Below are 14,694 nucleotides of genomic sequence, written 5' to 3'. Positions count from 1 at the left end.
AAATGACCTTTAGATTCGCAAGACATACCAACAATTTAGAACAACTTAAATCCTTTTATATTGATATTTTAGGATTAGAATTGCTTGGAGGTTTTGAAAATCACGAAGGTTATGATGGCGCTTTTATTGGTAAAACTAATGAAAATTGGCATTTAGAATTTACAAAATCGGAGGAACTTGTTACATTTAATTTTGGTGAAGAAGATATTTTGGTTTTTTATCCAAATACTAAATTAGAATTTGAACTCATTCATGATAATTTAATTGCCAATAAAATTCAATTTATTCAAGCCAAAAACTCCTATTGGAATGATAACGGTAAGATGTTTCTTGATCCAGATGGATATCATGTTGTAATTTCACATTTGAAGATAGAATGAAAGTAAAATTAAAAGAATTTGAGTCATTATTGAATAAATTCCGAGTGCAATATTCAATAAATGAGGTTGAAGATTTTGAATTAAAACTATCAGAAATCAAATGGTCTAAAAAAGAAATCTTAGGGCATTTAATTGATTCAGCAATTAATAATTTTCAAAGATTTACTGAAATTCAAACTTTTGAGAAACCTTATAAAATAAGAACTTACAATCCTGATGATTTAGTAAAATCTAATGATTATCAAAATAAAAATAATCAAGAATTATTGGATTTATGGATGAATTTAAATCTTCATATTTTGCATATTGTAAAAAATCAAACCAATGAAACTCTGACTTATCAATTAATTCTTCCAAATGGTAAACTGTCTGATTTACAATTTTTAATAGAAGATTACTTCGACCATTTATATCATCACTTAAATCAAATTAACCAAGAATGGATTTAATTTTAGAAACTGAAAGATTACTTCTTCGACCATTAGAAATATCTGATGCTGAAGCATTATTTGAATTGAATAAAAACCCAAATGTTCACAAATATCTTTGGCAAAAACCTGAAGTTGCAATTGACGAAAGTATAAAAGTTATTGAATATGTTCAAAGACAATATGCTGAAAATAAAATTGGTCGTTTTGCAACAATTCTAAAAGAAACAGGAGAATTTATTGGTTGGACAGGAATTAAATACATCAATGATCATATTGAAAACGGAAACACCAATTTCTATGATTATGGCTATCGTTTGAATGAACAATTTTGGAACAAAGGTTATGCAACCGAAGCTTCAAAAGCATGGCTTGATTATGGTTTTAACCAAATGAATATCAAAGAAATGAACGCCTACACACATGCAGAAAATGGTGCGTCCAATCATGTTTTACAGAAAGTAGGTTTCGATTTTGTTGAAGATTATCCAGATAAAGATGGCGTCATTTGGAAATGGTGGCAATTGGAAAGTACGAAATACAAAGTTATAAGTACGAAGTAAAATGAACTTTGAAGCACTAGTAGAAAAAGTAAAACACATTCCTTATGGAAGAAATTCTAATAGGTATGATTTTTCATTAGTACTTTCTGAAAATAAAGGAACTTGTAGTTCAAAACATGCTTTTTTAAAAGATTATGCTGATAAAAATGACATTGGAAACGTAAAATTATACATTGGAATTTTTAAAATGAGCGAGGTAAATACGCCTATATTAGGAGATTTATTTTCAAAAAATGATATTGACTACATTCCAGAAGCGCATTGCTATTTAAAAATTAATGACATTCCATTGGATGTTACAACTTCAGAATCATTTTACGATAAAATAAAAAAGGAAATTCTAGAAGAAATCGAGATAATTCCTGAACAGGTTAGCGATTTTAAAGTTGACTATCACAAAGCATTCTTGAAAAAATGGATTGAAGAAACCAATCAAAATTATACCTTTGGTGAAATTTGGGACATTAGAGAACAATGTATTCAAAAACTCTCTGAGTAATCTTAATACTTAATACTACTATCTTAATTCTAATAAATGAAAACTATAAAAATAGCAGGAGTTCCTGAACATTTCAATCTTCCTTGGCATTTATGTATTGAAAATAGCGAATTTGAATCCGTTGGAATCGATTTACAATGGACTGATGTTCCTGAAGGTACAGGAAAAATGTGTCAAATGCTTCGTGATGGTGAAACGGATATTGCTGTAATTTTATCGGAAGGAATTGTAAAAGATATCAATGCAGGAAATCCTTCTAAAATTGTGCAAGTCTATGTTGAAAGTCCTCTGATTTGGGGAATTCATGTGGCTGCAAATTCCAATTTTAAAACCCTTTCCGATTTAGAAAATAAGAAAGTTGCTATTTCAAGATTAGGTTCAGGTTCACAATTAATGGCTTATGTAAATGCCAATAATCAAGGTTGGAATACCGAAAATCTACAATTTGAAATCATAAACACCATTGATGGCGCTGTTGAAAGCTTAACCAAAGGCGAATCCGATTATTTCATGTGGGAACGTTTTATGACCAAACCTCTTGTAGATAAAGGAATTTTCAGAAGAATTGCCGATTGTCCTACGCCTTGGCCTTGCTTCGTCATTGCAGTTCGTGAGGAAGTTTTGAAAAAATATCCCAATGCCATTGCTCAAATTCTGGAAATTATAAACATCACAACGCAAGAGTTCAAAGAAATTCCGAGTATTGACAGAACATTAGCAACAAAATACCACCAAAAAATAGAAGATATTCAAGAATGGTTGCGTTTAACAGAATGGTCGCAAAAGCCATTATCTGAAAAAATGTTAAACAAAATTCAAAATCAATTATTTGACCTCAAAATTATTGAGAAAAAAGGTACTTTTGCTGAACTTGTAAAAGCCATATAGCTTTTATATTTTATGCAAACATGATTCAAAAGGCAAAACTACTTTTCGAAGAACTATCAACTAAATTTCAAGTAAAAAAACCTTGGGATATAGTGATTATTTTTGCTTTAAATGTACTTATAACAATTCCAGTATTTCTTATTGCACATCAAAATCTGATTGATTTAGAATGGATTTGGCAATTAGATAGAATCATATTATTTGTGATAATTATCGTAATTATTCAACTGATTTTGAGAGCAATGCGAAAGATAACCTTACTTTCTGTTTTTCTCTATTTTATTATTTTGTTTATAGGTACCGTTTTTGGAGGTTACGGATTTAAAAGTGTTTTTGAAGACTACAAATACATGATGTATTCCATGTCAGAAAATCCTAATCCGCAAGATGTAATCATATCAAAACTTTTACCATTTCCTAATAAATCTGAGGTTTTGAAAGCCATTGAATACGACAAACCCATTGTTAGAAATTTTGCAATTATGGCTACTTCTAAACATTTTAGAGGTGTAAAAAAATACCACGAAAATTACACTTTAATTCAATGTTTTGCAGTTTTTAAAGAAATAAATTCACGATGGAATTATGTTTCCGATCCAAAAGACAAAGATTATATTGCCACAGCAAGCGAATCATTACGCTATCTTTCAGGCGATTGCGATGATCATTCTATTCTTATGGCTGCTTGTATAAAATCAATTGGAGGAACACCACGATTGATTCACACTGATGGACACATTTATCCAGAAATTCTAATTGGTTCGAAAAAAAATTTAGAAGAAATCATTTACCTAATCAAGCAAGAACTTTTTGTGAATGAAAGTAAAAATCAAGTAATTCATTACCACATCGATGAGCGAGGTCAAATTTGGTTAAACCTAGATTATACGGCAAAATATCCTGGTGGACCATTCATGCACGAAATAATTCTCGGTGCTTTGACATTGAATTAGGAGCGAATGGCTTGGGATTTATTTGTTAACCCTATTCCTGCTCTCGTCAGTCGCTTTGTCACGTTTTTTAAACGAGCCAAGAGCTCCAACAATGACGAAATCAGGGCTAAAAAGTTTTCCGTTTTTCCTTTTGTTACCAATCAATAACAACTTTATTTTTAGAAATCAAATAGTCATTACACATCACAAAATGATTATTCCCAAACCACTTTTTGTGAACACTCGCAAATGAAGGATGTCCGCTTTCTAAAACTAAATGTTTAGTTCTATCTACAATTTCGGCTTTTTTTTTAGCAAAATTTCCCCAAAGCATAAAAACAACCTCTGCTTTTTCATCAGATATTTTTTGAATTACAGCATCCGTAAAAACCTGCCAATTAAGATGTTTGTGACTATTTGCTAAATCTTTTCTAACCGTAAGTGTAGCATTTAAAAGAAGAACTCCTTGCCTAGCCCAACGTTCTAAATTTCCTGTTGTAGGACTAAAAATAGTATCATATTCATTGGCAATTTCTGCAAAAATATTTTTAAGCGAAGGAGGAATTTTTACACCATCGTTAACCGAAAAGCTTAAACCATTAGCTTCGCCTTCACCATGATATGGATCTTGACCAATAATGACGACTTTCAAATCATCAAAAGAACACTTTTCAAAAGCATTAAAAATCAATTCTTTAGGAGGAAAACAAGTATAATTATCATACTCACTATCAATTTGTTGCATCAAATCAATGAAATAAGGTTTTTCAATTTCTGACGATAAAATGGTTTGCCATGAAGAATTGTTGATGAACATACTATAATTTTTTCCAAAATTATGAAATTCCAAACTAAATAACATTTGAAACTTTGTAACTTTGAAACTTACTTTTAAACAATGATTTCAATTACAGATAAAACGCTTCAAGATTTAGAATTTAATACCATTTTAGAAACCATTTCAGCTATATGCAATACTGAAATTGGAAAAGAAAAGGCAATGCAAATAACACCATTCAAGGAGAAAGATTTTCTTATGAATGCGTTACTTCAAACATCAGAATATGTTTCTTCTTTCACAAATAATAATGCCATTCCAAATCATGGTTTCGATAACATATCGAACGATTTAAAAATGCTCGGAATTGAAGACAGTTTTCTAGAAGTTGGAAGTTTTAGAAAAATGGCAACACTTTCTGAAACCGTTAATGTTTTGCTATTATTTTTCAAAAAATTTAATGATTATTATCCCAAACTAAACGAAAGAGCATTACAAGTTGAATATACCAAATATATCATTCAAAAAATTGATGAAGTTGTCGATAAATATGGCGTCATAAAAGACAATGCTTCACCCGATTTGATAAACATCCGACGTGATATGAGCGTTGTTCGTGGCAAAGTAAATCAAAGTTTTGGACAAGCCATGTCGCAATATAATTCGCTCGGTTATCTTGATGACATTAAAGAAAGTTTTGTAGAAAACAGAAGAGTTTTGGCTGTTTTGGCCATGTATCGTAGAAAAGTAAAAGGTTCCATTTTAGGCAGTTCCAAAACTGGAAGTATCGCTTATATCGAACCAGAAGCTACCTTAAAATATTCGAGAGAATTAAGTAATCTTGAATATGAAGAACGTGAAGAAATTACTCGAATATTAAAGAAATTGTCTAATGATATTCGTCCATTTTTGGATTTATTAAAACAATATCAAGAATTCCTAAGCGATATTGATGTGATAGCTGCAAAAGCAAAATATGCCAATAAAATTAACGCGATTCTTCCCACGATTGTTGAAGAAAAACGAATGTATTTTAGAGATGCCTTCCATCCTATTCTTTTTTTAAACAATAAAATTAAAGGTGAGAAAACATATCCTCAAACTATAGAATTACAAAATGAAAATCGAATCATTGTTATTTCTGGTCCAAATGCTGGAGGAAAAACAATTTCGTTAAAAACTGTGGGATTATTACAATTGATGCTACAAAGTGGGATGTTAATTCCTGTTCACGAACGCAGTGAAACGTTTCTATTTGATCGAATTTTAACCGATATTGGCGATCATCAATCTATTGAAAATCATTTAAGTACCTATAGTTACAAGCTTAAAAACATGAATTACTTTTTGAAAAAATGTAATTCTAAAACATTATTCTTAATTGACGAATTTGGAACAGGTTCTGATCCTGAACTTGGTGGTGCTTTAGCAGAAACTTTTTTAGAAGAATTTTATCATAGAGAATCTTTCGGAATCATAACAACGCATTATTCTAATTTGAAAATCTTAGCTAACGAATTACCCTATGCTTCAAATGCAAACATGCTTTTTGATGAAAAGTCGCTTGAACCTATGTATAAATTGATTTTAGGTCAAGCCGGAAGTTCGTTTACTTTTGAAGTAGCACAAAAAAATGGTATTCCTTACGGATTAATAAACCGTGCCAAAAAGAAAATTGATGGTGGAAAAGTACGTTTTGATAAAACTATTGCGACACTTCAAAAAGAACGTTCTAAAATGGAAAAAACATCTTTAAATCTGAAAGATGAAGAAACCAAAGCTCGTGAAGAAAGTAAAAAGATGGAAACCATTAATGCTAAAATTCAAGAAAAACTAGAACGCTATCAAGAGTTATATGATGCCAATCAACGATTAATTTATTTAGGACAAAAGATTGATGATATTTCTGAAACTTATTTCAATAATAAAGACAAGAAAACCTTGATTGGTGAGTTTTTAAAAATGGTCGAAATTGAAAATTCTAAACGAAGAAAACTTTCAGTAAAAGAGAAGAAAGTTAAGGAAGTCATTAAAAAGCAAGTTGCTGAAGAAGTAACTGTAAAAGTTGAAGAAATTCGAAAAGAAAAAAAAGAGAAAAAAATAAAAGCCGCTTTAGTACCTGAAAAACCAAAAGTAGAATTAAAACTTGGCGATAGAGTTCGCATGTTTGATGGAAAAGCTATTGGAACTATTGATAAAATTGAAAAAAATAAAGCTGTAGTAAATTATGGTGTTTTTACATCTAAAGTGAGCATAGAAGTTTTAGAATTCGTTGAAAGACCAAAATAATTATGGAAAATCTACCAAAAGATAAAAAAATTATTCTTTTTGATGGTGTTTGTAACCTTTGTGATGCATCAGTACAATTGATAATAAAGCATGATGAAAAAGACATTTTCAGATTTGTTGCACTACAATCAGAATTAGGGCAACAAATTTTAAAACACATTGGAGTTGACACTAACTCTATTGACAGTATTTTACTTTATGAACCTGGAATTGCTTACTATTATAAAGCTGAAGCCGTAATGAGAATTTCAAAAAATATGAAAGGTTGGTATCCTATTTTAAGTTATTTTAGTTTTTTAGGAAAGTCAGCTAATTTCATTTATGATTTTGTAGCGAAAAATAGATACAAATGGTATGGTAAAAAAGAAAGTTGCATGATTCCAACTCCTGAGTTGAAATCAAAGTTTCTTTAGTATGATAATTGTCATATTTCTACTGTATTAATTGAAGTACTTTTGATTAACCTAAACAATAGAAATCATGTATAACTTAATGTTACCTCTCTATTCTCATGACAATGGAACATTCATTATGATTGGAGTTTTTGCTTTAGTCATCATAGGATTAATTGGAATAGTATTACTAATGATGGGAAGTGATAAAAATAAAAAAGACTAAGCAATGCTTAGTCTTTTTTTATAAAATAAAAGAGAATTATTCTTTCACAATTTTCTTAGTTACAATTCCTTTGTCAGAAATTATTTTCATTAAATAAACTCCTTGAGAAAACTCTGAGATATTTATTTGACTTTCGTTTTCACCAATAGCATATCTTTTTACAACTCTACCATTTAAATCTGATAATTCTACAGATGAAATAGTTGCATCAGTATCATTTGAAATATCTACTAAACCTTTTGTTGGATTTGGATATACAGATAATTTAGATTCAGAAAATTCATTCGTACCTAAAACTTCAGTAACCGTAAAGTTATCAATAATGATAGCATGAGTTCCTGTTGCATTTGCAGGAGATGAATTTAGGAATCTGAAATAATAAGTTCCTGTTGCTGTTGGAGTAAAAGTAGCTGTTCTTTGTGTAAAAGTCGTAGTACTTAAACCTGTCGTTGAATATAGAGATGTAGTTTGACTAGCAACTGTTTGATCAGTTCCAACTGTTAAAGAATAACTAGCAGTATTTGTTGAAATTGGAGCAGTTGTACTAACAAAATTTCTATCATAGAAAGTTATTGTAACATTAGAATTTGCTGTTAAATTTATACCTCTAGAGAATAAACTTTGAGTTCCAGCAGCAGCCGTTGGTGTAATGGCAACAGCAGAAGCAGCACCTTCTTGTGCTAATGCATTTCCAGCAGCTCCAATATTTATAAACCAATCGTTAGCCGTAGTATTTGGTAACGCTAACCAACCAATATATGGAAAATCTTCTTGTTCAAATCCAGTCGTGTAAGTTGCTGTAGTAGGTTGAAATGCTGTATGGAAAGCGTATGGACCTTCCCAAGCACTGTAAACTCCTGAACCACAATTTTTTCTCACATAGAAATCATAAACTGTACTTGGCGTTAAACCTGATAAGGTATATGGACTTGTTACATTTGTAATTGTTGTTCCTGTTCCTTGAGTAAAATTGTAAGCACCGTATTCAATATCAACTGTTCCTCCACTAGTTGCGCTGAATAATAAATTAGCAGAATTTAATGTTGGAGTATTAAACCCTAAATTTACTGGTTTAGCACAAGCAACTGATTTACCTAGCAAAATAACAGGTCTAAATGAAGAAGCAGCAATAGTTGTTTGAACACCTGCATCAGATTGTGCTCCTTTAAATCCTCCAGCTAATCCTGTACTGTTACAATCAACAGTTACAAAAGTTGTAGGAAGTGGATTTGATGCATTTTGATAATCAAAAGCAACATAAACTCCTCCACCAGTGTATGTGAAATTTGTTGTAGAATCAAAACTTACTATACCTGCAGTATTTGGAATTGTGACTGCACCAGTTCTAACAGCTGTCATTCCAGCAACTGACCATGTGGTTGGTTTTAAATTTGTTACATCAGTAGTATTTTGTAAGTATAAAGTCATTGTTGCTGTTGTAGTTACATTTTGTGCAACTAAATAATTAAAAGCAATTGAATTTATAACATCACCATTAACAATTCCTGATGCTGCCATTTCACTTGGTTTGATTAAAATCACACCTCTCTGATATCTAAATAATCCATGTGGAGCTCTACAATTACCTGATGTACTATTATCAGAAGGAATTGCTAAATAAAAATCAGACTGTGCAAAAACAGAAGTGATAGATAAAAATAAAAAATAAAATAATAAAGTAGTTTTTTTCATGTGAATGAATTTAATAGTTTTTTGTAAAATTAGAAAAAAAAAGAATTATAAAAGCATTTCTAGTCTTCTTTTTCCCATTTTCCTACAACTGAGGTTGCAAGAGCATTTCCTAATACATTTGTTGCGCTTCTAAACATATCACAAAAATGATCAATTGGTAGTATTAATGCGATTCCTTCAATAGGAATATCAAACATTCCACAAGTTGCGGCAACTACCACTAAACTTGCTCTTGGAACACCAGCAATTCCTTTACTTGTAAGCATTAAAACTAATAGCATTGTCATTTGTGTTCCCATATCTAAATGAACACCATAAGCTTGTGCAATAAATAAACTTGCAAAAGTCATGTACATCATACTTCCATCAAGGTTGAATGAATATCCAAGTGGTAACATGAATGAAACAATTTTATCTTTAACACCAAAACGTTCTAATTCTTCTGTTAATTTAGGGAAAACAGCTTCACTACTTGTCGTTCCAAAGGCAATAATTAATGGACTTACAATCCTTTTTAGTAAAGTTGTCATGTGACCTTTTAAAAATAAATATCCAACTATTAGTAAAACAACCCATAAACTTGAGATACCAACTAAAAAGGAACCAAAGAATTTAGCATATGTAAGTAATAATTCTTGTAAATTTCTAATAGCAAAAACTCCTGCAATGGCACCAAACACACCAATTGGAGCAAACTTCATGACATAATTTACCATTTTCAAAATAATATGTGAAATTATATCCAATACTTTAACAACTGGTTTAGCATGATCACCTATTGAAGCTGCAGCTAATCCGAAGAAAATAGAAAAAATTACAATTTGTAGAATTTCATTGGTTGCTAAAGCTTCAAAAATACTTTTAGGAATAATATGTTCAACAAAATTTTGTGCCGAAAAACTTTTTGTTTTATCTGTAACTTCTACAGCGGTTGAAACATCAATATCGGTTAAGTTTAATCCAACTCCAGGTTGCAAAACATTTACCCAAAATAATCCAATTAATAAGGATATGAAAGATGCGGTAAAAAACCATCCCATTGCCTTTCCTCCTATTCGTCCAACAGATTTTATATCACCTAGTTTTGCAATTCCAACAACTAAAGTTGTAATTACTAATGGTGCAATAATCATTTGAACTAATCGAATGAAAATTGTTGCAAGCATTTTAATTTTATCACTAAAATTCTTTGCAAATTCAGAATCAAAATTATTATGAATATAAATTCCAAGAATAGCTCCAAGAACCATAGCAATTAAGATTTGAACCGTAAGATTGCTTAAAAAGGATTTTTTTTGTTCGGCTTGTGATGTCATTATTATGTTTGATGTATTTTGTTTAATAAATAAAAATCCGCGATGACTAAAGCTGCCATTGCTTCAACTATTGGGACTGCTCTTGGTACAACACATGGATCATGACGACCTTTACCTTGTTGCTCAATTAGCTCATTTTGATTGGTTAAAACTTCTTGTTTTTGAATTAAAGTGGCTACTGGTTTAAACGCAACTCTAAAATAAATATCCATTCCATTTGAAATTCCTCCTTGAATTCCTCCAGAAAGATTTGACTTTGTTGTTCCATCTGCATTATATAAATCATTGTGTTCACTACCTTTCATTTTAGCACCACAAAATCCACTTCCATACTCAAATCCTTTAACTGCATTTATGGACAGCATTGCTTTTCCGAGTTCTGCATGAAGTTTATCAAAAACAGGCTCGCCTAATCCAATTGGAACATTTTGAATGACGCAAGTTATCGTTCCACCAACAGTATCTCCTTGCTTTTTAATTTCTTTTATATAATCTTCCATTTTTTCAGCTGAAGCCAAATCAGGACAACGAACGGCATTGGATTCTGTCAAAGAAAAATCTAAATCTTGATAAGGTTTGTCTATAAAAATTTCACCTACAGAGGAAACAAATGCGTTTATTTTTATTTCTGAAATTACTTGTTTTGCAATTGCTCCTGCCACAACTCTACTTGCTGTTTCGCGAGCCGAACTTCTTCCGCCACCACGATAATCGCGAATTCCATATTTTTTTTCATAAACAAAATCTGCATGACTTGGACGATAAGAATCTTTTATATGCGTATAATCATCGGATTTTTGATTGGTATTTGGAATGATAAAACCAATTGGTGTTCCTGTAGTTTTTCCTTCAAAAATTCCTGAAAGAAATTGCACTTCATCCTCTTCTTTTCTTTGCGTAACAATTGATGATTGACCTGGCTTTCTTCGTTGCATTTCAAATTGAATAGCGTCAAAATCAAGATCGATTCCTGCAGGACAACCGTCGATAATTCCACCTAAAGCATCACCATGAGATTCACCAAAAGTGGTTATTTTGAATAGATTTCCATATGTATTTCCTGCCATTTGTTTTTGTTTTGAACAAATATAGTAGTTTCAGTCAAAGTTTAAAAGTTATATTAACAATTTTACGATTCAAATAATTATAATAAAATTATAAAAAACGAGTTTTTATTATATGTTCACGAATTTTTCTTTTATTTGTGGAAACTAATTACAAAAAAATGAAAACAAACTTTTTAAAATTTTCAATCTTATTATTTGCTGTAGTAATTTCTTCATGTTCTTCTGATGACTCAGGTAGTTCAGGAGATACAACCACAACTAATTTACCATTAGCATCAGGAAATTATTGGACATATGATGTAGAAAATGAAGATGCTACAGGTGGAATTACCTCTGGTAGAGATTCACTTTTTGTTAACGGCGACATTTTAATTTCTGGTGTGACTCATAAAAAAATGGAAACCCTAGCTTTACCTAACGGATTTTACTCTAGCACATTAAGAAATAATGGTTTACGAGTTGATGGAAACACAGTAAAAATTAGTGGAACTGCAAGTTATGACTTAGGCTTAGGAACTCCAATCAATTTAGCAATTACTGATTTCATTATCTTAAAAGAAAATGCAACTGCAAACGAACAACTTAGTACAATAAATGGAACTTTGTCACAAACTATTTCTGGTTATCCTCTAGATTTTACTTATGTTTTAAAATCATATAATGTGACTGAATTGGCTAGCTTTACTTCTCCAAATGGTGAAGTATACGAAGATGTAATCAAAACTAAAGTAGTTTTAAATTTAAAAATTACAACTACACAAAATCTTGGTGGTTTTCCTGTTACTATAACTGTTTTAGCTCCACAAGATGTTATTACCTCTTATCAACACTATTCAAAAGATATTGGAATGGTATATACTGATACCAATATTACTTATGAATTACAATCAATTCCTGGTGTAACATTACCAATTCCTTCAAGCGGAAGTCAATCGCAAGAGGAATTTTTAGATACTTATTTAGCAAATTAAAAAATTATTTGTATTTAATTACCTAATTAAGATATTTTTGAAAAGCATAATTATATAAGAAAAAGTGAATATTATATAACAGGTAAAATGGCATAATTCTTGTACTTTGTAGTGTTTAATTTAAATAACAATTTATGAAAAAATTATTTTTATCTGCTTTTATGCTATTAGGATTAGCATTCAGCACTCAAGCTCAAGAAATTTCTAAAAATGCTTTAGGTCTTCGTTTAGGAGATAATGATGGTTTTGGTGGAGAAGTATCCTACCAAAGAGGTTTAGGTGACAACAACAGACTTGAATTGGATTTAGGATGGAGAAATAGTAATGATGTTGATGCTTTTAAATTAGCAGGATTATACCAATGGGTATGGAATATTGATGGTGGTTTCAACTGGTATGCTGGTGTTGGTGGTGGTGTTGGAAGTTGGAGTTATGATAAATCTGGAATTAGTGACAGTGGAACAATTCTTTTTGCTGCTGGAGATATTGGAATTGAGTACAATTTTGCAGAAGCTCCAATTCAATTGTCATTAGACTTACGTCCTGAATTATATTTTAATTCTGATGATTACAGAGAAGATAACTTTGGACCAGACATCGCTCTAGGAGTTAGATACAAATTCTAAATAAACAAAAAAGCTTCCGTAATTCGGAAGCTTTTTTTATTCAATTTCTATAGGCTTTTTCGAATTAATTTTTAAAACACAATAAGGATTTGTAATTGCCATTGTTGTATTTGTTCCTGGTGATGGTGTAATCTTTTTAAAAGAAATTTTAATTTTGTCTGGTAGTTCCTCAATTTTATCTACTTCTACACTATAACCTCCGTTATTTTTTTCTCCAAGATTTACTAAAATGAAATTCGAAGTTAAAATATCATTTGGTTTAACAAACTTTTTAATTTCATCGTCACCTAAAAGCATTTTGAATTCTTTTTCTTCAGTTATAGTTTCATAAAATTCAAAAGAACCTCCGCCATATTCACTTGAAACTAAAACCTGATACAATTGTTTTGATGTATCTACAACTTTTTTAGAGGAACAAGATGTTAAAGTTACAATCAAAAATAATACTATTAATTTTCTCATTTTGAATTATCTATTGCAGTTTTATACAATTCTTCATACAATGGCAATATGTTAGCAATATCAAATTGTTGTGCTACAGCCAAAGCATTTTCTTTAAACGTATTTAATGTTTCATTATTGTTTAAAATTTTCAAAGCATTCTCTGCCATTTCATCAATATTTCCTACATTACTTAAAAATCCTGACTTTCCATCAAAATTAACTTCGGGCAAACCTCCTGAATTACTTGAAATTACAGGAACTGACCAAGCCATAGCTTCAAGCGCAGCCAAGCCAAAACTTTCTGTTTCTGATGGTAATAAAAATAAGTCGGAATAAGACAAAATTTGATCTATCTCATTACTATTTCCAAAGAAAATTACTTTGTCTTGAATGCCTAAATCATAACACATTTTTTCGGCAATTTCTCTTTCTGGACCATCACCAACCATCATTAATTTGGACGGAATTTGTTGTTGAATTTTATAGAATATTTTAACAACATCAGGAATTCTTTTAACTTTTCTGAAATTACTAATGTGAGTAATAATTTTTTCGTGCTTTTCTGCCATAACAGAGCGTTGGCATGAAATTAAAGATTCATTTCTATGTTTACCTAATTCTATAAAATTCGGGATAACATGAATGTCTTTTTTTATATTGAAATGTTTGTATGTGTCTTCTTTTAAACTTTCAGAAACAGAAGTCACCACATCCGATTTATTGATGCTAAAGCAAACGGCAGTTTTATAAAATGGGTGCTTGCCTACAAGAGTAATATCTGTTCCGTGAAGTGTGGTAACCATTGGGATATTAATACCTTCATCTTTTAACATTTGTTTAGCCATATAACCTGCATAAGCATGAGGAATAGCATAGTGAACGTGAAGCAATTCAATATTATACAATTTTACCATATCAACTAATTTACTCGATAAGGCTAACTCATATGGTTGATAATGGAACAAGGCATATTCAGGAACATTGACTTCATGATAATGTACATTTGAATTTAGAAGCGCTAAACGAACAGGTTGCTTGTAGGTAATAAAATGGATTTCATGACCACGATGAGCTAATTCAAGACCAAGTTCTGTTGCTACAACTCCACTACCTCCAAAAGTTGGGTAACAAACGATTGCTATTTTCATTGACAAATTTTAATCTGGTAAAATTAAGAAAAAGCAATGAGAAGATTTTAAAATA

17 protein-coding genes are annotated in these 14,694 nt (G+C 30.7%); 11 read left to right on the top strand and 6 right to left on the bottom strand.

What is annotated here, in order from left to right; all coding sequences use genetic code 11:
* Positions 1–2 precede the first annotated feature (2 nt).
* Genes Q0049_RS04490 through Q0049_RS04465 form a run of 6 tightly spaced genes read left to right on the top strand, consistent with a single transcriptional unit; the run spans position 3 to position 3,711 of the window.
* The gene (locus Q0049_RS04490) at positions 3–380 is read left to right on the top strand and encodes a VOC family protein (RefSeq protein WP_298117019.1); all 378 of its coding nucleotides are present in this window, start codon (positions 3–5) and stop codon (positions 378–380) included.
* Positions 377–829 (top strand): DinB family protein, encoded by a 453-nt coding sequence (locus Q0049_RS04485; RefSeq protein WP_298117017.1) that lies wholly within the window; start codon positions 377–379, stop codon positions 827–829. The genes Q0049_RS04490 and Q0049_RS04485 overlap by 4 nt, the downstream gene beginning before the upstream one ends.
* Positions 820–1,371 (top strand): GNAT family N-acetyltransferase, encoded by a 552-nt coding sequence (locus tag Q0049_RS04480; protein ID WP_298117016.1) that lies wholly within the window; start codon positions 820–822, stop codon positions 1,369–1,371. Before Q0049_RS04485 ends, Q0049_RS04480 begins: the two co-directional genes overlap by 10 nt.
* Position 1,372: 1 nt before the next feature.
* A complete protein-coding gene (locus tag Q0049_RS04475) occupies positions 1,373–1,870 on the top strand; it encodes a hypothetical protein (RefSeq protein ID WP_298117015.1) in 498 nt (165 codons plus the stop codon).
* 36 nt (positions 1,871–1,906) lie between these two features.
* On the top strand, positions 1,907–2,758 hold the full coding sequence (locus tag Q0049_RS04470; RefSeq protein WP_298117014.1) for a substrate-binding domain-containing protein: 852 nt from the start codon (positions 1,907–1,909) through the stop codon (positions 2,756–2,758).
* Between the two features lie 20 nt (positions 2,759–2,778).
* Positions 2,779–3,711 carry a transglutaminase gene (locus tag Q0049_RS04465; protein WP_298117012.1) on the top strand — a complete coding sequence of 311 codons (933 nt, stop codon included), beginning with the start codon at positions 2,779–2,781 and terminating at the stop codon, positions 3,709–3,711.
* Positions 3,712–3,844: 133 nt separating this feature from the next.
* Here Q0049_RS04465 and ung read toward each other — a convergent pair whose 3' ends face one another.
* On the bottom strand, positions 3,845–4,507 hold the full coding sequence (gene ung, locus Q0049_RS04460; protein ID WP_298117010.1) for a uracil-DNA glycosylase: 663 nt from the start codon (positions 4,505–4,507) through the stop codon (positions 3,845–3,847).
* An 81-nt stretch (positions 4,508–4,588) separates the two neighbouring features.
* Here ung and Q0049_RS04455 point away from each other — a divergent pair, with 81 nt between their 5' ends.
* The 3 genes from Q0049_RS04455 (at position 4,589) to Q0049_RS04445 (ending at position 7,375) form a co-directional block, all read left to right on the top strand.
* Positions 4,589–6,757 (top strand): DNA mismatch repair protein MutS, encoded by a 2,169-nt coding sequence (locus tag Q0049_RS04455; RefSeq protein WP_298117008.1) that lies wholly within the window; start codon positions 4,589–4,591, stop codon positions 6,755–6,757.
* A 2-nt stretch (positions 6,758–6,759) separates the two neighbouring features.
* Positions 6,760–7,170 (top strand): thiol-disulfide oxidoreductase DCC family protein, encoded by a 411-nt coding sequence (locus Q0049_RS04450; RefSeq protein ID WP_298117007.1) that lies wholly within the window; start codon positions 6,760–6,762, stop codon positions 7,168–7,170.
* A gap of 67 nt (positions 7,171–7,237) precedes the next feature.
* A complete protein-coding gene (locus Q0049_RS04445) occupies positions 7,238–7,375 on the top strand; it encodes a hypothetical protein (protein WP_298117005.1) in 138 nt (45 codons plus the stop codon).
* A gap of 36 nt (positions 7,376–7,411) precedes the next feature.
* On the opposite strand, the gene Q0049_RS04440 is transcribed toward Q0049_RS04445, so the two are convergent.
* From Q0049_RS04440 to aroC, 3 genes are read right to left on the bottom strand one after another with little or no spacing between them, the layout of a single operon-like run.
* Entirely contained in the window at positions 7,412–9,067 is a 1,656-nt protein-coding gene (locus Q0049_RS04440) for a T9SS type A sorting domain-containing protein (protein WP_298117003.1), read from the bottom strand.
* Positions 9,068–9,126: 59 nt separating this feature from the next.
* Positions 9,127–10,383 (bottom strand): cation:dicarboxylase symporter family transporter, encoded by a 1,257-nt coding sequence (locus Q0049_RS04435; protein WP_298117001.1) that lies wholly within the window; start codon positions 10,381–10,383, stop codon positions 9,127–9,129.
* 2 nt (positions 10,384–10,385) lie between these two features.
* Positions 10,386–11,450, bottom strand: a complete 1,065-nt coding sequence (gene aroC, locus Q0049_RS04430) for a chorismate synthase (protein ID WP_298116999.1) — start codon at positions 11,448–11,450, stop codon at positions 10,386–10,388.
* A 158-nt stretch (positions 11,451–11,608) separates the two neighbouring features.
* On the opposite strand from aroC, the gene Q0049_RS04425 reads away from it, so the two are divergent.
* Entirely contained in the window at positions 11,609–12,421 is an 813-nt protein-coding gene (locus Q0049_RS04425) for a hypothetical protein (RefSeq protein ID WP_298116997.1), read from the top strand.
* Between the two features lie 134 nt (positions 12,422–12,555).
* Positions 12,556–13,047: a hypothetical protein gene (locus Q0049_RS04420; protein ID WP_298116995.1), complete on the top strand. Its 492-nt coding sequence runs from the start codon at positions 12,556–12,558 to the stop codon at positions 13,045–13,047.
* Positions 13,048–13,083: 36 nt separating this feature from the next.
* On the opposite strand, the gene Q0049_RS04415 is transcribed toward Q0049_RS04420, so the two are convergent.
* Both Q0049_RS04415 and bshA read right to left on the bottom strand, forming a co-directional pair.
* Positions 13,084–13,509, bottom strand: a complete 426-nt coding sequence (locus Q0049_RS04415) for a protease complex subunit PrcB family protein (protein ID WP_298116991.1) — start codon at positions 13,507–13,509, stop codon at positions 13,084–13,086.
* Positions 13,506–14,639 carry an N-acetyl-alpha-D-glucosaminyl L-malate synthase BshA gene (gene bshA / locus Q0049_RS04410; protein WP_298116989.1) on the bottom strand — a complete coding sequence of 378 codons (1,134 nt, stop codon included), beginning with the start codon at positions 14,637–14,639 and terminating at the stop codon, positions 13,506–13,508. The genes Q0049_RS04415 and bshA overlap by 4 nt, the downstream gene beginning before the upstream one ends.
* Positions 14,640–14,694 lie beyond the last annotated feature (55 nt).

The organism is Flavobacterium sp., assembly GCF_027484205.1.
In the GTDB taxonomy this organism is placed as follows: domain Bacteria; phylum Bacteroidota; class Bacteroidia; order Flavobacteriales; family Flavobacteriaceae; genus Flavobacterium.
This window is presented reverse-complemented; position numbering and strand designations above follow the sequence as displayed.